The following is a 23,757-nucleotide window of genomic DNA, read 5'->3' on the forward strand; positions in this document are numbered from 1 at the left end:
ATCAGAAGTTCCTTGATCTCGAACGTCGTGTCTTCAAGTGATCGGACCCGTCGGCCCGAGACGCCTCCAGCGCGGCGACGCGTGCCTCCAGATCCGCGAGTGTGGACATGGGCCGAGTCTACGAGCGCGTCGAGACCCTGTCAGTGCACTGCGCATACCCCCTCGGCGCTACTGTTCTCCCGTGGCCGAGACTGCGCCGCTGCGCGTACAGCTGATCGCCAAGACCGAGTTCCTGGCGCCGCCCGAGGTGCCATGGAGCACCGACGCCGACGGCGGCGAGGCGCTGCTGGAGTTCGCCGGCCGCGCCTGCTACCAGAGCTGGTCCAAACCCAACCCGCGCACCGCCACCAACGCCGGCTACCTCAAACACATCATCGACGTCGGCCACTTCTCGGTGCTCGAACACGCCTCGGTGTCCTTCTACATCACCGGTATCTCCCGCTCGTGCACCCACGAACTGATCCGGCACCGCCACCTGAGCTACTCACAGCTGTCCCAGCGCTACGTCCCCGAGAACGAAGCCCAGGTGGTGGTACCGCCCGGCCTGGAGGACGACCCCGAACTCCAGCAGATCCTGCTGGCTGCTGCCGACGCCAGCCGGGCCGCCTACATCGAGCTGCTGGCCAAGCTGGAAGCCAAGTTCGCTGACCAGCCCAATGCGGTGCTGCGCCGCAAGCAGGCCCGCCAGGCCGCCCGGGCCGTCCTGCCCAACGACACCGAGACCCGCATCGTGGTCACCGGCAACTACCGCGCCTGGCGCCACTTCATCGCCATGCGGGCCAGCGAGCATGCCGACGTCGAGATCCGCCGCCTGGCGATCGCCTGCCTGCGGGAGTTGGTGCAGGTGGCGCCCTCGGTGTTCGCCGACTTCGAGATCACCGAGCTGTCGGACGGCACCGAGGTGGCGACGTCGCCGCTGGCGACAGAGATCTGAGGTTGACGGGGTAACCTAGACGCCCGTGAGCATCAGCGGATTCGACGCCAGCGCCCGGTTGGGCACGGTTCTGACCGCGATGGCGACGCCGTTCAAGCCCGACGGCTCGCTGGACACCGACACCGCTGCGCGGCTGGCCACCCGGCTGGTCGACGGCGGCTGTGACGGTCTGGTGATCTCCGGCACCACCGGCGAGTCGCCGACCACCACCGACGACGAGAAGAGCCAGCTGTTGCGGGCTGTTATCGAGGCGGTCGGGGATCGGGCGCGGATCATCGCCGGTGTCGGCACCTACGACACCGCTCACAGCGTGCACCTGGCCAAGGCCGCCGCCGCCGAGGGCGCGCACGGCCTGCTCGTCGTCACCCCGTACTACTCGCGCCCGCCGCAGTCGGGCCTGGTGGCGCACTTCACCACCGTCGCCGATGCCACCGATCTGCCGGTCATCCTCTACGACATCCCGCCGCGCTCGGTGGTACCCATCAGCTGGGACACCATGCGCGCGGTCGCCGAGCACCCCAACATCGTCGCGGTCAAGGACGCCAAGGCCGACCTGCACGGCGCCGGCCAGATCATGGCCGAGACCGGGCTGGCCTACTACTCCGGTGACGACGCCCTCAATCTGCCCTGGCTGGCCATGGGAGCGGTGGGCTTCATCAGCGTGTGGGGACACCTGGCGGCCGGCCAATTGCGGGATGTGTTGAATGCCTTCAACTCCGGAGATATCGCCACCGCGCGCAAGATCGCGGTGGCCCTGGGCCCGTTGAACGACGCCCAGACCCGCCTCGGTGGCGTGACGTTGTCCAAAGCCGGCCTGCGATTGCAGGGTTTCGACGTCGGCGATCCCCGGCTGCCGCAGATGCCGGCCACCGCCGAGGAACTCGACCAGCTGGCGGCCGACATGCGGGCCGCCGGCCTGCTCCGGTGAGCCTGCAGTGAACGGCGAACTGACACCCCCGGGACCGCTGGCTCCCGGTGCGTTGCGCCTCACCCCGCTGGGCGGGGTCGGCGAAATCGGCCGCAACATGATGGTTTTCGAGCACCTGGGCCGACTGCTGATCGTCGACTGCGGGGCGTTGTTCCCCACCCACGACGAGCCCGGCGTCGACCTCATCCTGCCCGACATCCGCCTCATCCAGGACCGCCTGGAGGATGTCGAGGCCATTGTGCTCACCCACGCCCATGAAGACCACATCGGCGCGATCCCGTTCCTGCTCAAGCTGCGCGCCGACATCCCGATCGTCGGATCCAAATTCACCCTGGCGCTGGTCGCTGCGAAGTGCCGCGAGCACCGCATCACCCCGGTCGTCGTCGAAGTCGCCGAGAACCAGCGCAGTACCCACGGTGTGTTCGAGTGCCAGTACTTCGCGGTCAACCATTCCATCCCGGATGCGCTGGCGATCGCGATCCACACCGGCGCCGGGACGGTGCTGCACACCGGTGACATCAAACTCGACCAGCTGCCGCTCGACGGCCGGCCCACCGACCTGCCCGGGATGTCGCGCCTCGGCGACGCCGGCGTGGACCTGTTCCTGTGCGACTCGACCAACTCCGAGCTGCCCGGGGTAGGCCCCTCGGAAAGTGAGGTCGGGCCCAACCTGCACCGGCTGATCCGCGGCGCTGAGGGGCAGCGCGTCATCGTGGCGTGCTTCGCCTCCAACGTCGACCGGGTGCAGCAGATCATCGACGCATCGGTGGCGCTGGGCCGCAAGGTCTCCTTCGTCGGCCGGTCGATGCTCCGCAACATGGGGATCGCCAAGGATCTGGGCATGTTGCGCATCGACGACCGCGATGTCGTCGACATCGGGGCCGCCGAGGAGATGCTGCCCGGCCAGGTGGTGCTGATCACCACCGGCACCCAGGGCGAGCCGATGGCCGCACTGTCGCGGATGTCGCGTGGTGAGCATCGCAGCATCACCATCACACCGGACGACCTGATCATCCTGTCGTCGTCGCTGATTCCCGGCAATGAAGAAGCCGTGTACGGCGTCATGGACGCGCTGGCCAAGATCGGCGCCCGGGTGGTCACCAATCAGCAAGTGCGGGTGCATGTTTCCGGTCACGCCTACTCCGGTGAACTGTTGTTCCTGTACAACGGGGTGCGACCGCGCAACGTGATGCCGGTGCACGGCACCTGGCGGATGCTGCGGGCCAATGCCAAACTGGCCGCCGGGACCGGTGTTCCCGAGGATCGAATCTTGTTGACCGAGAACGGCGTCAGCGTGGATCTTCAGGGTGGTATCGCCAGGATCGCCGGGGCGGTGCCGGTGGGCAAGATGTTCGTCGACGGTCTCATCACCGGGGACGTCGGCGATGCGACGCTGGGTGAGCGGCTGATCCTGAGTTCGGGCTTCGTGGCCATCACCGTCGTGCTGCGGCGTGGCACCGGACGCGTCGCGGCCCCGCCGCAATTGCACTCCCGCGGCTTCTCCGAGGACCCCAAGGCTCTGGAACCGGCGGCCCGCAAGGTCGAGGCCGAACTGGAGTCGCTAGCCGCCGACAACGTCGTCGACCCGGTGCGCATCGCGCAGGCGGTGCGCCGCACCGTCGGCAAGTGGGTGGGTGAGACCTACCGGCGTCAGCCGATGATCGTGCCGACGGTCATCGAGATCTGACTTCCGCCGAGCAGACGCAAAATCGCACGAATTAGTGGATTTCAGTGCGATTTTGCGTCTGCTCGGCCGGTGTCGTGCGACCGCAGCCAGGACACCGTCCGGTCTCGGTAGCCACTGATGCCCTTGTATTCGGCGATGTCGTCGGGCAACTCGGCCAGCACTGAGGCCATCCGGTCGCGCCAATCGTCCACTGTGGCGATATCGGCGAGCGGCAGCATATAGCTGCGGATCAGAAAGCAGATCGCACCCGACTCCGCCAGCCGGATCAGGTGCTGCACCTCGACCCGCAGATGCACCAACCGGCCGAAGTCCTCGTCGCCGGCGGCGTCGAGTTCACCCTTGTCCGGCAGCCACTCGGGCATCGTCTCGGTGGACACGTCCAGGGTGCGCCCGACCGTCATCGACCAGTTGGTGCGCCGGTAGATCTGGTTGGGCTGCAACCGCATCAGGAACTCCCGGGCCCGGGTGATGACCCCGGACTCGCGCAGCCGCGGCACCGGTCCGTGGATCTCCAGGAACGTCATACCCACGTCGAATCCGAACGACCAGCCCGCGGCAAAGGTGACCACCCCGGCGTCGGCGAACAGGTCACCGTCGCGCTGGTCGAGCAGCACGATGTCGTCCTGCACCTGGCCGGCGATATAGGCCAGCGGTTCACAGGGCAACGTCGACTCGTCGCCGACCACGAAAACCTGTGCGATACCCAGCAGTTCGTTGCGCCAGTGCCACTGCTCGCCGTCGCGGCGCAGTGACATGGACTCCGGGTAGCTGCTGGCCAGCTCGGACATCAGCGCCAGCATGGCGTCCCAGCACGCGACCCGCATATGGGGGAGTGCCGCGTGGCGGGTCGGATCGGCGGCCAGGATTCGTTGCCGTTCGGCCAGCTCGTGGCGGTACTCGCTGTCGATGTGGACGACCTGCTCACCCCATTGCCCCACCCGGGTGCGTACCGGGGTGGCGGCCGGTTCGATGTTGGTGCTGTAGCGGTAGGTGTCACCGGAGTATGGAAACGGGAACGACGCCACCAGGTCAGGGGCTGATAGCGGGGTCTTCACAGATCCACCTCCACGCGGCCGTGTGCCCGGGACACACACGCCATCATGGCATCACGAGCCTGTCGCTCGGCTTCGCTGAGGTACACGTCGCGATGGTGCAGCACCCCCGAGCGCACCGGAATCCGGCACTCCCCGCACACCCCTTGCCGGCACATGTTGGGCACCGGTACCCCGTGTGCCTCCAGCGCCTCGAGCAATGACACTCCGGATTCCACGACGAAACGCTTTCCGCTGCTGGTCAATTCGGCCTCGAAGGGATCGCCGGGTTCCAGCTCGCCGCCGAAGTGCTCGACGTGGATGCGGCTGGCCGGCCAGCCGAGGTCTACCGCTATCGCGGTCACGTCGTCGATGAAGCCCGCGGGCCCACAGATGTAGGCATGGGTGCCGAAGGGTGAATCGCTCAGGGTCACAGCCAGTTCGGCCAGAAACGTCGAGCGATCGGTGAAGAACCGGGCGCCGTCGGTCAGCGACTTGAGCTCCTCGACGTAGGCGCCGTGGCCGTCCCGGTGGACATAGAGCAGCCGGGTCTCCCGGCCCCACCGTTTGGCGCTGCGCAGGTGCGACACCATCGGGGTGATGCCGATCCCCGCCGCGATCAGCAGATGCCTGCCGGCGCTGAGCACGGGTGCGAACGCGCTACGCGGCTCCCGGATCGTGATGCTGTCGTCGACCCCCAGGCTGTGAACCCACCGCGAACCGCCGCGCCCGTCAACACATTCCAGCACCGACACCACGTACTCGGTGGGTGTCACCGGGTCACCGGTCAGCGAGTAGGCGTTGGCCCCGCCCGGGTATTCGATGACGATGTGGCTGCCCGGGGTGAACGACGGCAACGGACCGTGATCGGGCCGGGCCAGGGTGAGTGTGCGGACTCCGGGCACCGTGTCGTCGATGCCGACGACGGTCAGGCGAATACTCACGGCGCGGGCCGCCGGTCGGCGTGGATCGCAAAGCCCAGGTGTGTGCCGAGCCGCCGCGACACGTGGTAGTGCACGAACAGCACGCGGCCGCAGCCCGAGCAGGGCAGCTCATCGGTCAGATCGACCCTGGCCAGCGTGGTGTGCTTGCAATGCGGGCAGAAGATCTCACGGGTGCCCACCTCGGTACTGGCGATCGTCATCTCGTCATCAGCCACCCCGAGATCGATCGCGGCCGAGCGCACCCGCAGGCAGGCGTGTGCGGGCCCGGCCAACAGCAGCCGCCACCCGACCACCGCGCCGGCGAGGTCGGCGCGCAACGCCGAACAGGCCGCGTCGGCGTCGGCGACGTGATGGATTCGCAGCGCCGCATCGGGGCGGTGCTTGGTGACCTCGGCAGCCCACTGCCGCGCGATGGGTTCGGCCGCGGCGCCGATGGCCAGCACCGTCCAGGACCGCCCGGACAGGTCGGCCGGCGGGCGAACCAGGTCCACGGCCCAGGGCGGGACGCTGGTCAGTGCCAGGTGAGGACTCATCTCCCCGCGATCTTATCCGCGGATGTGCCTGGTCTGCCTGCTGGAAAGCGGTACCGGACCCGGGTGGTAGAAACCTGGTCATGTCCGTCGACCCGTCGACACCGGTGCTGATCGGCTGGCATGCGGTGAGCCGCCGTGATCGCGATCCCCGTGACGGCAAGGAAGCCGCCGCGTTGATGGTCGACGCCGCCCGCGGCGCGCTGGGTGCGCTACCCGGATTGGCCGTGGACTGGATCGGGGCCACCGCAGGCCTGACCCGTTACGCGGACCCGGCCCGTCTGGTGGGCGAGCGGATCGGCGCGCCCAGCGCCCACACCGTGCTGGCCCATATCGGCATCATGCAGCACACGCTGGTCGCTGCCGCCTGCCGAGCCGTGCAGTCCGGCCGGCACCGGCTGGCGTTGGTGGTCGGTGCCGAGGCGCACTACCGCAAGATCCGGCTGGCGGCGGCGGGTCTGGAGGCGCAGGTCACCGTGCAGGACGAGGGCGTCGAGCCGGATGAGTCCATGCGCTCGCCGCAGTTCGATGCCGACATGAGCCATCCGGCCGAGACGGCGGCCGGGCTGGCCGCCACTCCCGCTTACTACGCCCTGATCGACAGTTTCTGGCGCAGCCAGCAGGGCCTGGGAATCGACGAGCATCGCGACCGGCTGGCCGCCCTCTACGCCCGGTTCGCCGAGATCGCGGCCACCAATCCCGATGCCGTACGGCGCAGCGGCTATCGGGCTGCAGACCTGCGTGACCCGACGGCCGCCAACCCGATGGTGGCGTTCCCGTACACCAAGCTCATGGTGACCACGTGGACGGTCGACCAGGGCTGCGCGCTACTGATGACCACCGAGGGCTACGCCGACGAGTTCGGGGTGCCCGCCCAGGCGCGCCGGTATCCGGTGATCGCCATCGAGTCCAACCACGTCGTTCCGGTGTCGGGCCGCACCCGGCTCAGCCAGCCCGCGTCCATGCGGATCATCGGCGAGGAGATCGGCCGCCGCACCGGTCTGGACACCGCCACGATCCCGGTGCTGGACCTGTATTCGGCATTTCCCGCACCCGTCCTGATCGGCGCCCAGGCGTTGCGCGTGCCGCAGGGCCGCGACCTGACCCTGACCGGCGGCATGTCGTTCGCCGGCGGACCGCTCAACAGCTATGTTCTGCACGCGATCACGGCGGCAGCCGACAGACTCGGCGACCCGGCGGCCCAGAGCGCATTAATCAGCTGTGTCAGTGGGCTTTACACCAAGCAGGCGGCGTTGGTGCTCGCCGCAGCGCCCGGGCACACACCCTTCGACACCGTCGACGTCACCGACGCGGTGGCCGACGCCGAACCCGCCATACCGGTGGTCGTCGACGCGGTGGGGGACGGGCGGATCGTCGCCTACACCGTGGTGTTCGACGGCGAGCAGCCCGAGCGGGCCATCGTGGTGGTTGATCTGGCCGACGGCCGGCGTACCGTCGCGCGCAGCCACGACCAGCAACTCATGGCAACGGCGTTGGCGCAGGACATCATTGGTGCCACCGTCACCGTCGGTGACGGATTGTTCGCTCTTGCCTGACGCTGGATGGTCTAACGCTTGTTGACGAAGCCCGCGTCGACCGGAAGCGATACCCCGGTGATGTAGCGGCCGGTCTCGGCGACCAGGAAGAACACCGCGTTGGCGATGTCCTCGGGTTCCAGCGTCTGCACCGGCAACGCGTTGCTCATGTCCGGTCCGCCCAGGTTCTGCTGGGCCAGGCCGTCGAGCCACGATCGGGTGAACTCGTTGTCGATCATCGGGGTGTTCACCCCCGCCGGATGCACCGAGTTCACCCGAATATTGAACGTGGCAAGGAAATTCGCGTAGGCGCGCATCAACCCGACCACGCCGTGCTTGGCCACCGTGTAGCCGAGCGAGCCCGCGACAGGGGCGCCGATGCCCACCAGGCCGGCCACCGAACTGGTCAAGACGATCGATCCGCCCTGGCCCTGCTTGATCAGCGGGCGCATCGCCACATCGACGGTGTGATAGACGCCGGTCAGGTTCACATCGATGACGTCCTGCCACGCGGATTCATCGGTCATCGGGGCGATGCCGGCGTTGGCGATCACGATGTCGAGGCGGCCGAGTTCGGCGACGCCCTCCTTGAGGGCGGCTTTGAGCGCCGAGCGGTCCCGGACGTCGGCTTCCCGCGCGACGACGCGAGCGCCGGTGTCCTCGACGAGTTTCACCGTGGCGGCCATGTCCTCGGGGGTGGCCATCGGATACGGAACACTGGCGATCTGGTCGCACAGGTCGACCGCGATGATGCTGGCGCCCTCCGACGCCAGCTTCACCGCGTGAGCGCGGCCCTGGCCCCGGGCCGCGCCGGTGATGAACGCGACCTTGCCGTCGAGTTCCCCCACGATCAGGCTCGCAGCTGACCCTTGGCCGGGTCGCCGGCGACCACGGGTGCCAACATCTTGATGTCGGGTGCGCCGTCGAGGTGCTCACCGATCTCGCCGAACAGCGTGCCGATCGCCGGTGCGGTGCCATGTACCTGAAGGGCTTCCGCGTCGGCCCACTGCTCGATGAAGACGAAGGTGCGGTCGGTCTCGTGCAGGGCGTACAGCTGGCAGCCCGGCTCGTCGTGGACGGCAGCAATGGCCTTCTTGCAGGACTCGCGCACGGCGTCGACGGACTCCGGCTTGGCGGTGAAACTGGCAACGACGACCACGGGCATCGGGGCGCTCCTGGGGCAGAAGTAGGGGGTTGTGACGCCGCTTACATTAGACGCGCTTCCCATCTGCTGTGCCGGGCGGTCGCCTCCGTGCGATTTCGGCGCGTTTACCGTCGCTGAGCGCCGACAACCGCGCCGGAATCGCCGATGGTCGCAGCTTGGCAACAGCCGCCCTGAAATTAGTGTGGCGGATGGTGCAGATGGTGCAGATGCGACTAGTCTTGCGACCATGGCGAATAAGACGGCCGCTCGCTCTGGCGCGCGAACGACCAGGTCAAAGGCTGCTGCGCGACCAGCCAAGGCGGCCGCGCCCCGGCGCAAACCTCCCGCCAAGAAGCGCACCTCCTCGCCGGTCGCCACGGCGGCCGCCGCCGGTGGCCGAGCCGCTCGCGCGACCTGGCTGATGGTGGCCAAGGGCGCCGGGTCGACCGCCCGCTCGGTGGGCCGCGCCCGCGACATCGAACCGCACCATCGCCGCGACGGCATCGCCCTCGGGCTGATCGCCGTCGCCGTCGTCATCGCCGCCAGTTCCTGGTTCGACGCCGCCCGCCCGGTCGGCGCCTGGATCGACTCGGTGTTGCGGACCTTCGTCGGCGGTGCGGTGGTCCTGCTGCCGCTGATGCTCGGAGTGATCGCCGTCCTGCTGATGCGCACCGAACCCAACCCCGAGGCGCGGCCGCGGCTGATCCTCGGCGTCGCGATGATCGCGCTGCCGGTGCTGGGCCTGTGGCACATGTGGTCGGGCGCTCCGATGGAGCCCGCCGGCCGCCAGCGCGCCGGTGGTTTCATCGGGTTCGCCATCGGCGGACCGCTCGCCGACGGGGTGACGGCGTGGATCGCCGCGCCGCTGCTGATCATGGCCGCACTGTTCGGGGTGCTGCTGTTGTCGGGCACCACGATTCGCGAGGTGCCCGAGACGCTCTACGCGATGTTCAGCACCCGAGGGCGCTACGACGACGACGAGTACTACGAGGACGAGGAGCCGCAGCCGGCCGCGCAGGCCGAGCCCGACGACTTCTCGGACGGCTACTACGACGATCCCCGTGCCTACCAGGACGAGGCCGCGTCATGGCCGGGGACGCCGAAACCGGTTGGCACGCCGTACGACAACTACCCGCTCGAGGAGGAGTCGCCGACGGTCCCGGAGCCCGCGGCCAAGGCCGTGCGCAAGAAGCCGGCCGCCAAGCCGGAGGTCAAGCAGGAGACCAAGGTCATCGAGAAGGTGGTCGACCGGGTCGTCGAAGGGCCCTACCACCTGCCGTCGCTGGACCTGTTGGTCGCCGGCGACCCGCCCAAGCGGCGCAGCGCGGCCAACGAGCACATGGAAGACGCCATCTCCTCGGTGCTGCAGCAGTTCAAGGTCGACGCCGCCGTCACCGGCTGCACCAGGGGACCGACCGTCACCCGCTACGAGGTCGAACTCGGCCCCGGCGTCAAGGTCGAGAAAATCACTGCGCTGCAACGCAATATCGCCTACGCGGTGGCCACCGAGAGTGTGCGGATGCTCGCCCCGATCCCCGGCAAGTCCGCGGTCGGCATCGAGGTGCCCAACACCGACCGTGAGATGGTGCGGCTGGCCGACGTTCTCACCGCACCGTCCACCCGGCGCGATCACCACCCGTTGGTGATCGGGCTGGGCAAGGACATCGAAGGCGATTTCATCTCGGCCAACCTGGCCAAGATGCCGCACCTACTGGTCGCCGGTTCCACGGGCTCGGGCAAGTCCAGCTTCGTCAACTCGATGCTGGTATCCCTGCTCGCCCGCGCCACCCCCGACGAAGTGCGGATGATCCTCATCGACCCCAAGATGGTGGAACTCACGCCGTACGAAGGCATTCCGCACCTGATCACGCCGATCATCACCCAGCCCAAGAAGGCCGCCGCCGCGCTGGCCTGGTTGGTCGAGGAGATGGAACAGCGCTACCAGGACATGCAGGCCTCGCGGGTACGGCACGTCGACGACTTCAACGCCAAGGTCCGCTCCGGCGAGATCACCACACCGCTGGGCAGCCAGCGGGTGTACAAGCCCTACCCGTACATCATCGCGATCGTCGACGAGCTTGCCGACCTGATGATGACCGCGCCGCGGGACGTCGAGGACGCCATCGTACGGATCACCCAGAAGGCCCGCGCCGCAGGCATTCACCTGGTGCTGGCCACCCAGCGTCCGTCGGTCGACGTGGTCACCGGTCTGATCAAGACCAACGTGCCCTCGCGCCTGGCGTTCGCCACCTCGTCGCTGACCGACAGCCGCGTCATCCTCGACCAGCCGGGGGCGGAGAAGCTGATCGGTATGGGCGACGGCCTGTTCCTGCCGATGGGGGCCAGCAAGCCCCAACGTCTGCAAGGTGCCTACATCACCGACGAGGAGATCCAAGCGGTCGTGCAGGCCTGCAAGGATCAGGCCGAGCCGGAGTACACCGAGGGCGTCACCTCGGCCAAGGCATCAGGAGAGCGCTCCGACGTCGATCCCGACATCGGCGACGACATGGACGTCTTCCTGCAGGCCGTCGAACTGGTGGTGTCCAGCCAATTCGGCTCCACCTCGATGCTGCAGCGCAAGCTGCGGGTCGGTTTCGCCAAGGCCGGCCGCCTGATGGACCTGATGGAGACCCGCAACATCGTCGGGCCCTCCGAGGGTTCCAAGGCCCGTGAGGTTCTGGTCAAGCCGGATGAGCTGGCAGGCACGCTGATGCTGATCCGCGGTGGCTCAGATGCCAACGGCGGCGATGACGACTCCGACGACGACTTCTGACACCTAGCCGCCGGCGCCGACACCCAGTTCCACCCGCACCGGCGGCGCCGGTGGGAGCAGCGGATCCAGCTCAGGCCCCAGACAGGGGGTGTTCTGCGCGTCAGTCACCTCGAGGCATCCACCGCTGGGACAGTCCGCGGTGACGTTGGCGCCGTACCGGCACTGCGGGGTGGCCGTCGCAGGCGCGGAGGCGATCACCGCGACGGCCATCAGGACCGACGCCGGCACGGCCATCAGGAAGCGCGCGGGCATACCTCACCGTAGCGGTCAGAGGACCAGCAACATCCTGGTGTTTCCCAGAGTGTTCGGCTTGACGTAGCTCAGGTCCAGGAATTCGGCGACACCGATGTCGTAGGAACGGCACATCTCCTCGTAGACCTCGGCGGTGACCGGAGTGCCCTCGATCTCGGTGAAACCATGCCGTCCGAAGAAGTCGGTCTCGAAGGTCAGCACGAACAGCCGCTGCAGTTCCAGATCCCGCGCCACCTGCAGCAGGCGCAGGACGACCGCGTGCCCGACGCCGGTGCCCTTCACCTTCGGGTCGACCGCGACCGTGCGTACCTCACCCAGATCCGACCACAGCACGTGCAGCGCACCGCAGCCCACGACCTCCCCGGCGAGCTCGGCCACCCAGAACTCCTGCACCGCCTCGTAGAGCGTGACCAGGTTCTTCTCCAGCAGGATCTTGCCTGCATAGGTGTCGACGAGACGCTTGATATCGGGAACATCCGAGGTACGGGCTCGGCGCACGACGACAGCAGGGGCGCTGGTCTGATCCGGGCTCTCGTTCACGGGTGCAGAGTATCGGGCGCGGGAGGCCCGACTGCCAACCGATATTCTGTTTGCCGTGTCGGGACAACCCCAAACCGGTCCGGCGGGCCCGCGTGTGCGGGTGGCCAACCTCGCCAACTTCCTGACCGGTATCCGGCTGGTCCTGGTCCCGATCTTCCTGCTGTTTCTGTTCTCCGGCGACGGACACGAATCAGCCAGCCGGATAACCGCATTCGCGATTTTTGCGGTAGCCGTGATCACCGATCGGCTCGACGGTTCGCTGGCGCGCACCTACGGGATGGTGACCGAGTTCGGCAAGCTGGCCGACCCCATCGCCGACAAGATGCTCATCGGCGCGGCACTGGTCGGGCTGTCGATGCTTGGCGACCTGCCCTGGTGGGTGACCATCGTGATCCTGGCCCGTGAGCTCGGGATCACGCTGCTGCGCTTCGCGGTGCTGCGCCACGGTGTGGTCCCGGCCAGCCGCGGCGGCAAGCTCAAGACGCTGGTGCAGGCCGTCGCGATCGGATTGTTCGTGCTGCCGTTGCACAGCTGGCCCCCGGCGTGGCTGACCGTTGCCTGGGTGGTGATGTGGGCGGCGATCGTCCTGACGGTGCTCACCGGCATCGACTACGTCGTCTCCGCGGTGAAGGACTCCCGGGCCCGATCCGCTGGTCGGTGAGGACACCGCGGCGGCGATTGCGCAGCTCACCGCCCGTCGTTCGGATGAGGGCGGGCGGATCTGACAACCCTGGGAACCAATTGGGGCGGTCCTGACGTTTCACTGATGGCTGCAACTGATGGAGGAGGACAGCCTGATGGCGTTACTGCTGCGCGAAGTGATCGGTGACGTGCTTCGTGATGCCCGGACCTCACAGGGACGCACCCTGCGCGAGGTGTCCGATACGGCTCGCGTCAGCCTGGGCTACCTGTCCGAGGTGGAGCGCGGCCGCAAGGAGGCCTCCAGCGAGCTGCTCAGCGCGATCTGCACCGCCCTGGACGTGCCGCTGTCGCGGGTCTTGACCGACGCCGGCGAGAAGATGGCCGTCCGGGAACGCATCGCCACCCTGACCGCCGTGCCCAACGAACCCGTCATCGACGTGGCCACCAAGGTCGTCATCCCGCACCCCGTCGCGATGGCTGTTGCCTGATCCGTCGACCGGCCGACATGCCCGTGGGGTGTAGTCGGACGTCGTGAACCGATAAATTGGGCAACGATCACCGAATGCGGCACTCGAATCGAAGGCGGGACTGATGGCCAATCCGTTCGTCAAGGCGTGGAAGTACCTGATGGCGCTCTTCAACTCCAAGGTTGACGAGTACGCCGATCCCAAGGTGCAGATCCAGCAGGCCATCGAGGAGGCCCAACGCACCCACCAGGCGCTGACCCAGCAGGCCGCCCAGGTGATCGGTAACCAGCGGCAGTTGGAGATGCGGCTCAACCGGCAGCTGGCTGACATCGAGAAGCTGCAGGTCAACGTGCGTCAGGCGCTGACCTTGGCCGACCAGGCCACCGCCGCAGGTGACGCCGCCAAGGCCACCGAGTACAACAACGCCGCCGAGGCGTTCGCGGCCCAGCTGGTGACCGCCGAGCAGAGCGTCGAAGACCTCAAGACCCTGCACGACCAGTCGCTGCAAGCCGCTGCCCAGGCCAAGAAGGCCGTCGAGCAGAACGCCATGATGCTGCAGCAGAAGATCGCCGAGCGCACCAAGCTGCTCAGCCAGCTCGAGCAGGCCAAGATGCAGGAGCAGGTCAGCGCCTCGTTGCGGTCGATGAGCGAGATCGCCGCCCCCGGCAACACCCCCAGCCTCGACGAGGTGCGCGACAAGATCGAACGCCGCTACGCCAACGCGATGGGCGAGGCCGAGCTGGCGCAGAATTCCGTGCAGGGCCGGATGCTGGAGGTTCAGCAGGCAAGCGTCCAGATGGCGGGCCATTCGCGGCTCGAGCAGATCCGTGCCTCCATGCGTGGTGACGCGCTGCCGTCTGGTGGTGCCGCCGCGGCTCCGGCCACCCCGGCGACCCCGGCCGCGACGCCTGAACCTGAAAAACCCCTCGGACAGTAGGAGGCGAACGTCTCGATGGCGGTCACACCCGACAAGCCGGGGTTTCTCTCGCGGCAGTGGCGATCGGCACTGCAGCGCGGGATCGACACCGCCAGCGAGTACGTCGACGTGGCGGCACAGCGCCTGAGCGCAGCCGCCGATCCCCGGGCCCGGCTGCTGCGCAAGCGGCGGTGGGCGTTGCGGCTGGGCCTGTTCTTCTCGTTCTCGACGGTGCTCTGGGTGTGCATCACCGGTCTGCTCGCGACATGGAGCACCCCGGTGTGGGGGCTGATCATCACCGGCGTGATCGCCGCCGGTGCGGCCGTGCCCGCCACCCTGTTCCTGTTGCGCTACCGCTTCCTGCGCGGCGAGCCGCTGCCGCCGCAGCGTCAGCTCAGCGGCAAGCGGATGCCGCCACACGGTTCGGCGGCGCGTCCGTCGATGTACGCCCTGGGTGCCTCCGAGCGTGGCCTGCATTCGCTGCTCGGGGTTCTGGAGCGGGGAAACATGCTGCCGCCAGAAGAGATCCGGGACCTGACCGCGGCGGCCAACCACAGCGCGGCCACCATGGCGGCCACCGCGGCTGAGGTGGTGTCGATGGAACGGGCGGCGCTCGAGACCCCGAACTCCCGCGAGTACCTGGCGCCGACCATCAACGCGTTCACCGCCCAGCTCAACACCGGGGTGCGTCAGTACAACGAGATGGTCACTGCTGCAGCGCAATTGGTGTCAGCTGCCAACTCCGGCTCACTGTCGAGCTCGCCGATGTCGGCCCAGCGCTACCGCAGCGAGCTCTCCGGTGCCACCGACCGGCTGCTGGGCTGGTCGCAGGCTTTCGACGAACTCGGTCAGCTGCGCCGCGCTTGACCCCCCCGCGCCGAAATCACAACCGCGGGCGCAGGGCCGGCACAACGGCGCCGACAATGCCGCGAGCCAGCGCCTTGGTGAAGTCGAACATATCGAAGTAGTCGCGCCACAACGTGATTCGGCCGTTGTGCACTTCGAACACCCCGCACACCCAGAACTGCATGCGCACCGGACCAACAACCAACACGTCGGTGCGTTCGGTGAGCACCGATGCCCCGTTGACGGCAATCCGGTGGAACTTCACCTCGAAGCCCAGCGAGGGCCGCAGCATCCCCCGGAACAACTTCATGGTGCGAGCCCGGCCGCGGATGGTGGGGAAGCCGACGTTCTCGTAGACCAGATCCGCGTCGAGCTGGGCGCCTGCGGTGTCGAGATCCTTGGCCTGAAGTGCGGTCAGAAACACCTCGACGGTATGGGCGTTGTCGACGTCGGTGCTGACGTTCGTGCTCTGCTCGGTCATGTAGGCCAGGGTAGGCGCGCGGCCTGTGGCAGGGTAGGCCGATGCGCGTTGCGGTGGTAGCCGGCCCGGATCCGGGCCACGTGTTTCCCGCGATCGCCCTGTGTCTGCGGTTCGCCGCCGCCGGTGACCAGCCCGTCCTGCTCACCGGAACCGAACGCCTCGACCTGGCCCGCACGGCCGGTGTCCCAGCCGTCGAACTAGCCGGTCTGGACGCCACCGCGGATGACGACGACGCCGATGCGGGCGCGAAGATCCATCAGCGGGCCGCGCGGATGGCCGAGCGCAACGTTGCCGTCCTGACCCGGCTGGCTCCCGATCTCATCGTCTCTGACGCCATCACCGCGTGCGGCGGGCTGGCTGCCGAACTCCTGGGAATCCCGTGGATCGAGCTCAGCCCGCACCCGCTGTACCTGCCGTCGAAAGGACTGCCCCCGATCGGGAGCGGGCTGGCACCCGGCACCGGGCTGCGGGGCCGGATGCGAGACGCCGTCATGCGGGCACTGACGGCCCGCTCGCTGCGCGAGGGAGAGCGGCAACGCACCGCGGCACGAGCCGGGATCGGGCTACCCGTTCAGGATCGCGGCCCGCTGCGCCGGCTCATCGCGACCCTGCCCGCGCTCGAGGTGCCGCGACCGGACTGGCCGGCCGGCGCGGTCGTCGTCGGCCCGTTGCATTTCGAGCCCACCTCTGCGGTGCTGCCGATCCCGGACGGGGAGGGGCCGCTGGTCGTGGTGGCGCCGTCGACAGCCACCACGGGGGCCGAGGGCGTGGCGGAACTGGCATTGCGGCACCTGGTACCCGGCGACACCCTGCCCGCCGGCTCCCGGGTGGTGATCTCCCGGTTGGGTGGCGATGACCTCGACGTGCCACCGTGGGCCGCCGTCGGGCTGGGTCGCCAGGACGAGTTGCTCGCCAAGGCCGATGTGGTGGTCTGCGGGGGAGGGCACGGCATGTTGTCCAAGACGCTGCTGGCCGGTGTCCCGATGGTGGTGATTCCCGGCGGGGGCGACCAATGGGAGCTGGCGAATCGTGTTGTGCGCCAAGGCAGTGCGCGGCTGATCCGGCCCGTGAGCGCCGAGGCATTGGTGGCCGAGGTGACTGAGGTGCTGTCCTCGCCGCGCTATCGGAAGGCGGCCAGACGGGCGGGGGAGAGCATTATCGGCGTCGCCGATCCGGTACGGGTGTGCCATGAATCGCTGGCTGGGTAGGTTGGTGGCGTGCGGCTGACGGAATTCAACGACCTCGTCGAAGCGCAGTTCGGCTCAGTTCGTGCTGCCTCGATGGTGGTGGACCACGTTCTGACCACGTTGGGCGGGCGCACCGCCGCGCAGGCCATCGAGGATGGTGTGGAACCACGCGAGGTCTGGCGGGCGCTGTGCGCGGACTTCGACGTGCCGCGCGATCAGTGGTGAGCACGTTCGCGCTGGTGCACGGCGCCTGGCATGGGCCGTGGTGCTGGGAACGGCTGACCCCCGAGCTGGAGCGCCGCGGACATCGGGTGATCACCGTCGACGTCCGGTTCGACGATCCGGCGGCGACGTTCGAGGATCATGCGACCACCTTCGCCGCGGCCGTGCAGGACTGCGATGAGGACGTCGTGGCCGTCGGGCACTCGCTGGGCAGCTTCGCGTTCCCGTGGATCGCCGAGCGCCGGCCGGTGCGCCATCTGGTGTACCTGTGCGGTCTGGTCGCCGAACCCGGCCGCACCTGTGCGGAACTGGATCGGGAGCAGGGCATCCTCAACCCGGGCTACCGGGCCGGCCTGGCCAAGGTGGGCGGCGGCACCCGGTGGGCGGACCTCGAGCTGGCGCGAGAGGTCTTCTATTCCGACTGCGATGACGACGTCGTCGAGGCGGCGATCCCGAGACTGCGGACCCAGGCGGTGCGGCCCATGACGCAACGTTGCCCATATGACCGGCTGCCGGCCGTGCCGGCCACCTCGGTCGTGTGCGCGGCCGACCGAATGGTCGATCCGGCCTGGTCACGACGGGTAGCCGCGGAGATTCTTGACGCACCGGTGGTGGAGCTGCCGGGCGGCCATTCCCCGTTCTACTCCCGGCCATCGGAGTTGGCCGAGGTTTTACACGGGGTGCTCTGACACGCCCGGCGCGTCGGCTTGCTTTCGAACATCTGTTCGTTATGGTGGTGACGTTCGACCGAGTTTGTCGGTGGCCTGTCCTAGCGTCAGTCCCAACCGGCCGGAACCCCGGTCAAACCGAATGACTACCGGAGAGGTACACCATGGCGCAGCAAGCCCCCGATCGCGAGAAGGCACTCGAACTCGCGATCGCACAGATCGAGAAGAACCACGGCAAGGGTTCGGTGATGCGTCTCGGTGACGAGGTCCGTCAGCCGATCTCGGTCATCCCGACCGGCTCCATCGCCCTGGACGTGGCGCTGGGCATCGGCGGTCTGCCTCGCGGCCGCATCGTCGAGATCTACGGCCCGGAATCCTCGGGTAAGACCACCGTCGCGCTGCATGCGGTGGCCAACGCCCAGGCCGCCGGCGGTATCGCGGCGTTCATCGACGCCGAGCACGCGCTGGATCCTGACTACGCCCAGAAGCTCGGGGTGGACACCGACTCGCTGCTGGTCAGCCAGCCCGACACCGGTGAGCAGGCCCTCGAGATCGCCGACATGCTGGTGCGTTCCGGCGCCATCGACCTCATCGTCATCGACTCGGTGGCAGCGTTGGTGCCGCGCGCCGAGATCGAGGGTGAGATGGGTGACAGCCACGTCGGCCTGCAGGCCCGCCTGATGAGCCAGGCGCTGCGCAAGATGACCGGTGCGCTGAACAACTCGGGCACCACCGCCATCTTCATCAACCAGCTGCGCGAGAAGATCGGCGTGATGTTCGGTTCGCCCGAAACCACCACCGGCGGTAAGGCATTGAAGTTCTACGCTTCGGTGCGGCTGGACGTGCGCCGGATCGAGACGCTCAAGGACGGCACCGACGCGGTGGGCAACCGCACCCGCGTCAAGGTGGTCAAGAACAAGGTCTCGCCGCCGTTCAAGCAGGCCGAGTTCGACATCCTCTACGGCCAGGGCATCAGCCGCGAGGGCTCGCTCATCGACATGGGTGTCGAGCACGGCTTTATCCGCAAGTCCGGATCGTGGTTCACCTACGAGGGTGAGCAGTTGGGGCAGGGCAAGGAGAATGCCCGCAAGTTCCTGCTGGAGAACCCGGATGTGGGCCACGAGATCGAGAAGAAGATCAAAGAGAAGCTCGGTATCGGTGCGGTGATGACCGACGATCTCGCCATCGATGACGTTCTGCCCGCCCCAGTCGACTTCTGACAAGCGCGCTGAGCAGGCGCACGCGGTGTGCCTGCGCCTGCTCACCGTGCGGTCAAGAACTCGCTCGGAGTTGGCCGGTCAGCTCGACAAGCGTGGCTATCCCGACGAGGTCGCCGAATCGGTACTCGACCGGTTGGCCGCGGTCGGGCTGATCGACGATGCCGACTTCGCCGAACAGTGGGTGCGGTCCCGGCGAGCGCGGGGCGGAAAAGGCAAGCGCGCGTTAGCTGCTGAGCTGCGAACCAAAGGTGTCGATGACGACGTGATCGCGGCCGCCCTTGACGATATCGACGCCGGAGCCGAGCGGCGGCTGGCCGAGGAGTTGGTGGAGCGCAAACTGCGCCGCGAGGCGCTGGCCGACACCGACGACACCAAGGTGATGCGCAGACTGGTCGGCATGCTGGCCCGGCGTGGCTACAGCCAGAGCTTGGCGGTCGCGGTGGTCAGCGACGGACTGGCCGCAGAGCGGGAACGCCGCCGGGTCTGACACCGTCGGCCGCAATTACCTGGCAGCACCTGACCGCGTCGATGCCGCCCGCCGTAGGCTTCGGGCATGCGAATCTCGGCCAAGCTGGCGCCCACATTCGACTACCCGCAGCTCGAGCAGTTCTGGCGTGCCGCCGACGATCTCGGTTTCGAGGCGGTGTGGAACTACGACCACTTCTACGGCCTGGTCGACAACACCAAGCCCACCCACGAGGGCTGGACCACGCTGGCAGCGATGGCCGCTGTGACGCGACGGGCACGGGTGGGCTGCATGGTGACCGGGGTGACCTACCGCAACCCCGCGATCCTGGCCAAGATGGCCGTCACCGTCGATCACATCAGCGGCGGACGGCTGGATTTCGGTATCGGTGCGGGCTGGCATGAGGCGGAGCATCGCGGATACGGCATCGAATTCCCCAGTGCCGGAACGCGCGTCGCGATGCTCGATGAGGCCCTGACCGTGATCCGCCGGCTGTGGACCGAGGAGTCCGTGACCTTCGCGGGCCGCTTCTACACACTGACCGACGCGATCTGCGAACCGAAACCGATTCAGCGGCCACACCCGCCGATCGTCGTCGGCGGGTCGGGTCCGAAGATGCTGCGCGTGATCGCCCGGCATGCCGACGAGTGGAACATGCCCAGCCATCAGGGTCCGCGGGAGTGGGGCGAGGCCAACGCCCGGCTCGACGCGGCCTGCGCCGAGGTCGGCCGCGATCCCGCCGCCGTCAGCAGAGGGGTGCAGCTGTTCCTGCACCCGCGCGAACCCGAACAGGTCAGCGGCCAACTTGATCTGCTGGCGCAGTACGAAGATCTGGGCTGCCAACACGCGGTGCTGAGCTTCTACCAACCGCCCGATGCCGAATTGCTGGCACGCTGCGCCGCACTTCGCTGACGCGGCCGCGCAGCAGACAGGGAGAAATGTCAGTGGCAGTAGGCGCTCGATCGGGGCGTACTGCGATGCGGGTGGCGATGGCGGTCGCGGTGGTCGTGACCGGGGTGGCGCTTGCCGTCGTGCTCGGCCTTGTCGTTGTGCTCCTTTCGGCCCGTCTCATCGACGTGCCGTGGGTCTTCCTCGGTGCCGGCTACGTTGCACTCGTGGCGAGCGGCGTGGTAGCCGTGCTCGCGGTTCGCAGGATTCTCCGGTCCACCGGCACGTGGCGATCGACCGTGGCAGTCAGCGTCGGCCTGGCGATGATCACGGCGACCATCGCTCACTACACCATCTTGGACCGATTCCCCTCGATGCCGGTCGAGCCCGATCCGCCGGGAGTTCACTACTGGTCGGTTCCCGACGGCCGACTCGCGTACTACCACCAATCGGCAGCTCCCATGCCCGGCAGGCGTCCACCCGTCGTGTTTCTGCACGGTGGTCCGGGGACGCCAGGAGAGGGATTACCAACGGGCAGTGCGGAACTGGCCGCGCTAGGCTACGACGTCTACGCCTACGACCAACTCGGAGCGGGACGTTCCTCCCGGTTGAGTGACGTCACCCACTACACCGTCGAGCACGCGGTCGACGATCTCGATGCAGTACGGCACTTGATCGGCGGTGAGAAGATGATCCTGATCGGCCGATCCTGGGGCGGTTCGCTGCTCGCCCAATACCTGGCGCGTCACCCTGACCACGTCGAGCGGGCGGTCTTTGTCACACCCGGAACCATCTGGGGTGGGCTCAAGGAGGACGTCGGCGAACCCTGGCCGGCACGAGACGCCGCGGAGCGCCGCGAGTACGAGCAGCTCACGGGACGAGCTCGAACTCTGCTGCAGAGCATTCTGCTCGAGGTCAACCCCAACGCAGCCCACTCCTTCGTGCCGGATCGGGAAGCCGACAGCTGGATGCGGGCGGTTGCCCTGACCGGTCGGGGCGCGACCGCGTGTTCTGGGCCGCCTCGAACCCCGGCTCATCACAACCTGCAGGGCTTCTACAGCAATCAGATGCTCGTCGCGGACTTCGCGGCAACTGCCGACCCTCGACCGGCCCTCGCGCAAGCGCATGTGCCGGCACTGGTGATGGCGGCACAATGTGATTTCGTCCACTGGTCGGTCACCCGGCGCTACGTCGATGCCATCCCTGGAGCAGTCCTCGTTCCCGTCGGCAATGCCGGACACGGCATCACCGAAGACCAGCCCGTATTGTTCGCCCGGCTGATCGCGGAGTTCATCACCGGGCAGCCCATGGAGGTACCGCTCTGGCGATCGGCGGCAGATCCGTGGAACCGGCCGGCCGGCGGCTGAGCACGCAGGGGGCTCGCCGCCAGCCACCGTGCGATCGGCTCACTGCTCGCCGGATGCAGCGGCCTGCGGTTGAGCGCCGAACAGCGCCGCGATCTCGGCCACCCGCGGATCGGCGCGCAACTCCTCGAAGGTCTCCGGTAACGGCTGACGCCAGTTCGGATACTCGTCGATGGTGCCCGGCAGATTCGGCTGACGACGCTCGCCGATGACGTCATAGGGCGAGATCAGCTTCAGCCGGCTCGGTGTCGACGCCAGGAATCGGTGCATGCCGACCACGATCTCAGCGTCCCCGGGATCCGGCGACGACAGCAGTCCCTCCGAGCGCAGCAATGCCACCCACTCGTCGCGCTCCCGGGCGGCCGACTTCTCCTCGGCGGCAACATCATCCAGAAGACCCAACTCGGCGCGGGCCCGCACGTGTTCACCGGCCAGGAATCCCGCCGCCGTCGGAAGGTCGTGTGTGGACAGGCTTGCCGCGGCCCGCGCCGGCCACTTCGCCGACGGCAACAGGGGTTGCTCCGGGTGGGACTCGTCGCGCACAAACCAGGCGACCGCAGAGCCGAGCATTCCGTTGGCGGCCAGCGCCTCGGTGACCTCCGGTTCGACGGTGCCCAAATCCTCACCGACCACCACCGCGCCGGCCCGGCGCGCCTCCAGCGACAGCACCGCCAGCATCACCTCGGCGTCATAGTGCACGTAGGTGCCCCGGTCCGGGCTGTCACCGGGTGGGATCCACCACAGCCGCCACAGGCCCGCGACATGGTCGATCCGCAGACCGTCCGCGTGAGAAAGGATGGCACGCAGCATTTCCCGCAGAGCCCGGTAGCCGGTGGCGGCAAGCCGATCCGGGCGCCACGGCGGTAGGCCCCAGTCCTGCCCGCGGGGAGTGAAGTTGTCCGGTGGTGCGCCCACGCTGACGCCGGGTGCCAGCACGTCGGCCAACGCCCATGCGTCGGCGCCTTCGGCGTCGACACCCACGGGTAGGTCGTGCAGTACTCCGAGCGCCATCCCGGCCCGGCGCGCACTGTCGCGCACGGCCGCCAACTGCGCGGCGCACTGCTGCTGCACCCAGGCGTGAAAGGCGATCCGCGGCGACAGTGCTCGTCGCTCGCGGCCCACCGCCGGCCCGTGCACATCACGAAGCCCCACGGGCCACCGGCTCCACCGGCCGCCGTAGCGTTCCGCGAGCGCGCAGTAGGTCGCCCAGTTGGCCAGGCCGTCATCGCCAGTCGTGCCCTCGAGTGGGTCGGGTCTGCCCGCCTCCCGCCACAGCAATTCCAGCGCCGCACGTTTGGCCGACCACACGAGATCGTGATCGATGCGGGGGGTGGCCGCCGACACCAGTAGGGCATCCACCTCCGACCGGGTGCGCGGGGCAGCGTGTCGATAGGCGTCGAGGTCCTCGATGCGCAACGCCAGCGGGTTGGCGAATCGGCGACTCGACGGGGTGTACGGCGAAGGCTGCACCGGATGGGTGGGTCCGGGCGCATGCAGCGGGTTCAGCAGCACCGCGCCCGCCCCATGTTCGGCGGCGGTCCACTCGACGAACTCCCGCAGATCACCGAAATCCCCGATACCCCAAGATGATCCCGATCGCAGCGCGTAGAGCTGAAGCATCCACCCCCAGGTCGCCGGCGTCGGCGGCACCTGGGCGGGAGCCGCCACCAGGGTGCTCTGACTGCCGTCTCGGGTATGCACGTCGTACCAGCCCGCCGCGAGCCCGGCGGGAGTCTCCTCGCGCACCGCGGTTTCGCTGCCGTCCTCACCCACCAACAGCACGGCGCCGGGCAGCGGCCGTGCCCGGCCGTCGACGCGCACGGCGATCGTCGGCGGCAGCGCCCCGCTGCGGCTCGTGGCGTTGCACTCCGCCAACGCGGTGTGACGGGCGGCCTCGGTCCCGGCGTCGACATCGAGCAGTCCCAGCACCCGGATCACGATCTCGGCGTCCACCTCGACCGGCTCACGCCGCTCGTTGCGGTAGGAGGTGGCCACACCATGGGCGGCGGCCAGCCGACGCAGGTCGTCGGGTAGCGGTTTCGGTTCGGCTCGCATCGGGTTGCTATACCCGAGCGGCTCCCGTTGACACGCC

Annotated in this window: 25 protein-coding genes; 16 read left to right on the forward strand and 9 right to left on the reverse strand. The window is 68.2% G+C overall.

Going from position 1 to position 23,757, the window contains the following annotated elements; genetic code table 11:
* Positions 1-181 precede the first annotated feature (181 nt).
* The 3 genes from thyX to G6N35_RS03240 all read left to right on the forward strand — a co-directional run bounded on the left by thyX (position 182) and on the right by G6N35_RS03240 (position 3,549).
* Positions 182-934: an FAD-dependent thymidylate synthase gene (thyX, locus tag G6N35_RS03230; RefSeq protein WP_163802937.1), complete on the forward strand. Its 753-nt coding sequence runs from the start codon at positions 182-184 to the stop codon at positions 932-934.
* Positions 935-1,013: 79 nt separating this feature from the next.
* Positions 1,014-1,862: a 4-hydroxy-tetrahydrodipicolinate synthase gene (gene dapA, locus G6N35_RS03235; protein ID WP_246224542.1), complete on the forward strand. Its 849-nt coding sequence runs from the start codon at positions 1,014-1,016 to the stop codon at positions 1,860-1,862.
* Positions 1,863-1,869: 7 nt separating this feature from the next.
* Entirely contained in the window at positions 1,870-3,549 is a 1,680-nt protein-coding gene (locus tag G6N35_RS03240; protein WP_163802939.1) for a ribonuclease J, read from the forward strand.
* A gap of 41 nt (positions 3,550-3,590) precedes the next feature.
* On the opposite strand, the gene G6N35_RS03245 is transcribed toward G6N35_RS03240, so the two are convergent.
* The 3 genes from G6N35_RS03245 to G6N35_RS03255 are packed head-to-tail and all read right to left on the reverse strand — an operon-like array spanning position 3,591 to position 6,057.
* Positions 3,591-4,604 carry a heme-dependent oxidative N-demethylase family protein gene (locus tag G6N35_RS03245; protein WP_163802940.1) on the reverse strand — a complete coding sequence of 338 codons (1,014 nt, stop codon included), beginning with the start codon at positions 4,602-4,604 and terminating at the stop codon, positions 3,591-3,593.
* Positions 4,601-5,524 carry a PDR/VanB family oxidoreductase gene (locus G6N35_RS03250; protein ID WP_163802941.1) on the reverse strand — a complete coding sequence of 308 codons (924 nt, stop codon included), beginning with the start codon at positions 5,522-5,524 and terminating at the stop codon, positions 4,601-4,603. The genes G6N35_RS03245 and G6N35_RS03250 overlap by 4 nt, the downstream gene beginning before the upstream one ends.
* On the reverse strand, positions 5,521-6,057 hold the full coding sequence (locus G6N35_RS03255; protein WP_163802942.1) for a dimethylamine monooxygenase subunit DmmA family protein: 537 nt from the start codon (positions 6,055-6,057) through the stop codon (positions 5,521-5,523). The genes G6N35_RS03250 and G6N35_RS03255 overlap by 4 nt, the downstream gene beginning before the upstream one ends.
* Before the next feature lie 80 nt (positions 6,058-6,137).
* Here G6N35_RS03255 and G6N35_RS03260 point away from each other — a divergent pair, with 80 nt between their 5' ends.
* Positions 6,138-7,610 (forward strand): TLP1 C-terminal extension domain-containing protein, encoded by a 1,473-nt coding sequence (locus G6N35_RS03260; RefSeq protein ID WP_163802943.1) that lies wholly within the window; start codon positions 6,138-6,140, stop codon positions 7,608-7,610.
* A gap of 11 nt (positions 7,611-7,621) precedes the next feature.
* On the opposite strand, the gene G6N35_RS03265 is transcribed toward G6N35_RS03260, so the two are convergent.
* A complete protein-coding gene (locus G6N35_RS03265) occupies positions 7,622-8,437 on the reverse strand; it encodes a mycofactocin-coupled SDR family oxidoreductase (RefSeq protein ID WP_163802944.1) in 816 nt (271 codons plus the stop codon).
* A 2-nt stretch (positions 8,438-8,439) separates the two neighbouring features.
* Positions 8,440-8,754, reverse strand: a complete 315-nt coding sequence (locus G6N35_RS03270) for a putative quinol monooxygenase (protein WP_163802945.1) — start codon at positions 8,752-8,754, stop codon at positions 8,440-8,442.
* Positions 8,755-8,980: 226 nt separating this feature from the next.
* On the opposite strand from G6N35_RS03270, the gene G6N35_RS03275 reads away from it, so the two are divergent.
* Positions 8,981-11,506: an FtsK/SpoIIIE family DNA translocase gene (locus G6N35_RS03275; RefSeq protein ID WP_163802946.1), complete on the forward strand. Its 2,526-nt coding sequence runs from the start codon at positions 8,981-8,983 to the stop codon at positions 11,504-11,506.
* Between the two features lie 3 nt (positions 11,507-11,509).
* Here G6N35_RS03275 and G6N35_RS03280 read toward each other — a convergent pair whose 3' ends face one another.
* Together G6N35_RS03280 and G6N35_RS03285 are read right to left on the reverse strand one after the other, a co-directional pair.
* Positions 11,510-11,758, reverse strand: a complete 249-nt coding sequence (locus G6N35_RS03280) for a hypothetical protein (protein ID WP_163802947.1) — start codon at positions 11,756-11,758, stop codon at positions 11,510-11,512.
* Between the two features lie 15 nt (positions 11,759-11,773).
* Positions 11,774-12,298 carry an amino-acid N-acetyltransferase gene (locus G6N35_RS03285; RefSeq protein WP_170313110.1) on the reverse strand — a complete coding sequence of 175 codons (525 nt, stop codon included), beginning with the start codon at positions 12,296-12,298 and terminating at the stop codon, positions 11,774-11,776.
* A 55-nt stretch (positions 12,299-12,353) separates the two neighbouring features.
* Between G6N35_RS03285 and pgsA the strand changes: the two genes are divergently transcribed.
* The 4 genes from pgsA to pspM all read left to right on the forward strand — a co-directional run bounded on the left by pgsA (position 12,354) and on the right by pspM (position 15,190).
* Positions 12,354-12,959 carry a CDP-diacylglycerol--glycerol-3-phosphate 3-phosphatidyltransferase gene (gene pgsA, locus G6N35_RS03290; RefSeq protein WP_163802948.1) on the forward strand — a complete coding sequence of 202 codons (606 nt, stop codon included), beginning with the start codon at positions 12,354-12,356 and terminating at the stop codon, positions 12,957-12,959.
* A 136-nt stretch (positions 12,960-13,095) separates the two neighbouring features.
* Entirely contained in the window at positions 13,096-13,428 is a 333-nt protein-coding gene (clgR, locus tag G6N35_RS03295) for a transcriptional regulator ClgR (protein ID WP_163807445.1), read from the forward strand.
* A 103-nt stretch (positions 13,429-13,531) separates the two neighbouring features.
* A complete protein-coding gene (gene pspA / locus G6N35_RS03300; protein WP_163802949.1) occupies positions 13,532-14,344 on the forward strand; it encodes a phage shock protein PspA in 813 nt (270 codons plus the stop codon).
* A 15-nt stretch (positions 14,345-14,359) separates the two neighbouring features.
* On the forward strand, positions 14,360-15,190 hold the full coding sequence (gene pspM, locus G6N35_RS03305) for a phage shock envelope stress response protein PspM (RefSeq protein ID WP_163802950.1): 831 nt from the start codon (positions 14,360-14,362) through the stop codon (positions 15,188-15,190).
* Positions 15,191-15,206: 16 nt separating this feature from the next.
* On the opposite strand, the gene G6N35_RS03310 is transcribed toward pspM, so the two are convergent.
* On the reverse strand, positions 15,207-15,650 hold the full coding sequence (locus G6N35_RS03310; protein ID WP_163802951.1) for a limonene-1,2-epoxide hydrolase family protein: 444 nt from the start codon (positions 15,648-15,650) through the stop codon (positions 15,207-15,209).
* A gap of 41 nt (positions 15,651-15,691) precedes the next feature.
* On the opposite strand from G6N35_RS03310, the gene G6N35_RS03315 reads away from it, so the two are divergent.
* The 7 genes from G6N35_RS03315 (at position 15,692) to G6N35_RS03345 (ending at position 21,668) form a co-directional block, all read left to right on the forward strand.
* Positions 15,692-16,858, forward strand: coding sequence for a glycosyltransferase (locus G6N35_RS03315; protein ID WP_163802952.1), 1,167 nt, complete (start codon positions 15,692-15,694; stop codon positions 16,856-16,858).
* 9 nt (positions 16,859-16,867) lie between these two features.
* Positions 16,868-17,062, forward strand: coding sequence for a DUF3046 domain-containing protein (locus G6N35_RS03320; RefSeq protein WP_163802953.1), 195 nt, complete (start codon positions 16,868-16,870; stop codon positions 17,060-17,062).
* Positions 17,059-17,748 carry an alpha/beta fold hydrolase gene (locus tag G6N35_RS03325; RefSeq protein WP_163802954.1) on the forward strand — a complete coding sequence of 230 codons (690 nt, stop codon included), beginning with the start codon at positions 17,059-17,061 and terminating at the stop codon, positions 17,746-17,748. The genes G6N35_RS03320 and G6N35_RS03325 overlap by 4 nt, the downstream gene beginning before the upstream one ends.
* Before the next feature lie 143 nt (positions 17,749-17,891).
* Positions 17,892-18,947, forward strand: coding sequence for a recombinase RecA (gene recA / locus G6N35_RS03330; protein ID WP_163802955.1), 1,056 nt, complete (start codon positions 17,892-17,894; stop codon positions 18,945-18,947).
* Entirely contained in the window at positions 18,916-19,434 is a 519-nt protein-coding gene (gene recX, locus G6N35_RS03335) for a recombination regulator RecX (protein ID WP_163802956.1), read from the forward strand. Before recA ends, recX begins: the two co-directional genes overlap by 32 nt.
* 66 nt (positions 19,435-19,500) lie before the next feature.
* A complete protein-coding gene (locus tag G6N35_RS03340; protein WP_163802957.1) occupies positions 19,501-20,325 on the forward strand; it encodes an LLM class F420-dependent oxidoreductase in 825 nt (274 codons plus the stop codon).
* 32 nt (positions 20,326-20,357) lie between these two features.
* The gene (locus G6N35_RS03345; protein WP_163802958.1) at positions 20,358-21,668 is read left to right on the forward strand and encodes an alpha/beta fold hydrolase; all 1,311 of its coding nucleotides are present in this window, start codon (positions 20,358-20,360) and stop codon (positions 21,666-21,668) included.
* A 39-nt stretch (positions 21,669-21,707) separates the two neighbouring features.
* On the opposite strand, the gene G6N35_RS03350 is transcribed toward G6N35_RS03345, so the two are convergent.
* Positions 21,708-23,720 (reverse strand): 4-alpha-glucanotransferase, encoded by a 2,013-nt coding sequence (locus G6N35_RS03350; RefSeq protein ID WP_163802959.1) that lies wholly within the window; start codon positions 23,718-23,720, stop codon positions 21,708-21,710.
* Between the last annotated feature and the right edge of the window lie 37 nt (positions 23,721-23,757).

It is taken from the genome of Mycolicibacterium anyangense (assembly GCF_010731855.1).
In the GTDB taxonomy this organism is placed as follows: domain Bacteria; phylum Actinomycetota; class Actinomycetes; order Mycobacteriales; family Mycobacteriaceae; genus Mycobacterium; species Mycobacterium anyangense.

Coding starts and splice junctions, on each gene's coding strand:
- dapA (WP_246224542.1), top strand. CDS start 1,014: ATGGCGACGCCGTTCAAGCCCGACGGCTCGCTGGACACCGACACCGCT.
- G6N35_RS03255 (WP_163802942.1), bottom strand. CDS start 6,057: ATGAGTCCTCACCTGGCACTGACCAGCGTCCCGCCCTGGGCCGTGGAC.
- G6N35_RS03260 (WP_163802943.1), top strand. CDS start 6,138: ATGTCCGTCGACCCGTCGACACCGGTGCTGATCGGCTGGCATGCGGTG.
- G6N35_RS03270 (WP_163802945.1), bottom strand. CDS start 8,754: ATGCCCGTGGTCGTCGTTGCCAGTTTCACCGCCAAGCCGGAGTCCGTC.
- G6N35_RS03275 (WP_163802946.1), top strand. CDS start 8,981: ATGGCGAATAAGACGGCCGCTCGCTCTGGCGCGCGAACGACCAGGTCA.
- G6N35_RS03280 (WP_163802947.1), bottom strand. CDS start 11,758: ATGCCCGCGCGCTTCCTGATGGCCGTGCCGGCGTCGGTCCTGATGGCC.
- clgR (WP_163807445.1), top strand. CDS start 13,096: ATGGCGTTACTGCTGCGCGAAGTGATCGGTGACGTGCTTCGTGATGCC.
- pspA (WP_163802949.1), top strand. CDS start 13,532: ATGGCCAATCCGTTCGTCAAGGCGTGGAAGTACCTGATGGCGCTCTTC.
- pspM (WP_163802950.1), top strand. CDS start 14,360: ATGGCGGTCACACCCGACAAGCCGGGGTTTCTCTCGCGGCAGTGGCGA.
- G6N35_RS03310 (WP_163802951.1), bottom strand. CDS start 15,650: ATGACCGAGCAGAGCACGAACGTCAGCACCGACGTCGACAACGCCCAT.
- G6N35_RS03315 (WP_163802952.1), top strand. CDS start 15,692: ATGCGCGTTGCGGTGGTAGCCGGCCCGGATCCGGGCCACGTGTTTCCC.
- recA (WP_163802955.1), top strand. CDS start 17,892: ATGGCGCAGCAAGCCCCCGATCGCGAGAAGGCACTCGAACTCGCGATC.
- recX (WP_163802956.1), top strand. CDS start 18,916: ATGACGTTCTGCCCGCCCCAGTCGACTTCTGACAAGCGCGCTGAGCAG.
- G6N35_RS03340 (WP_163802957.1), top strand. CDS start 19,501: ATGCGAATCTCGGCCAAGCTGGCGCCCACATTCGACTACCCGCAGCTC.
- G6N35_RS03350 (WP_163802959.1), bottom strand. CDS start 23,720: ATGCGAGCCGAACCGAAACCGCTACCCGACGACCTGCGTCGGCTGGCC.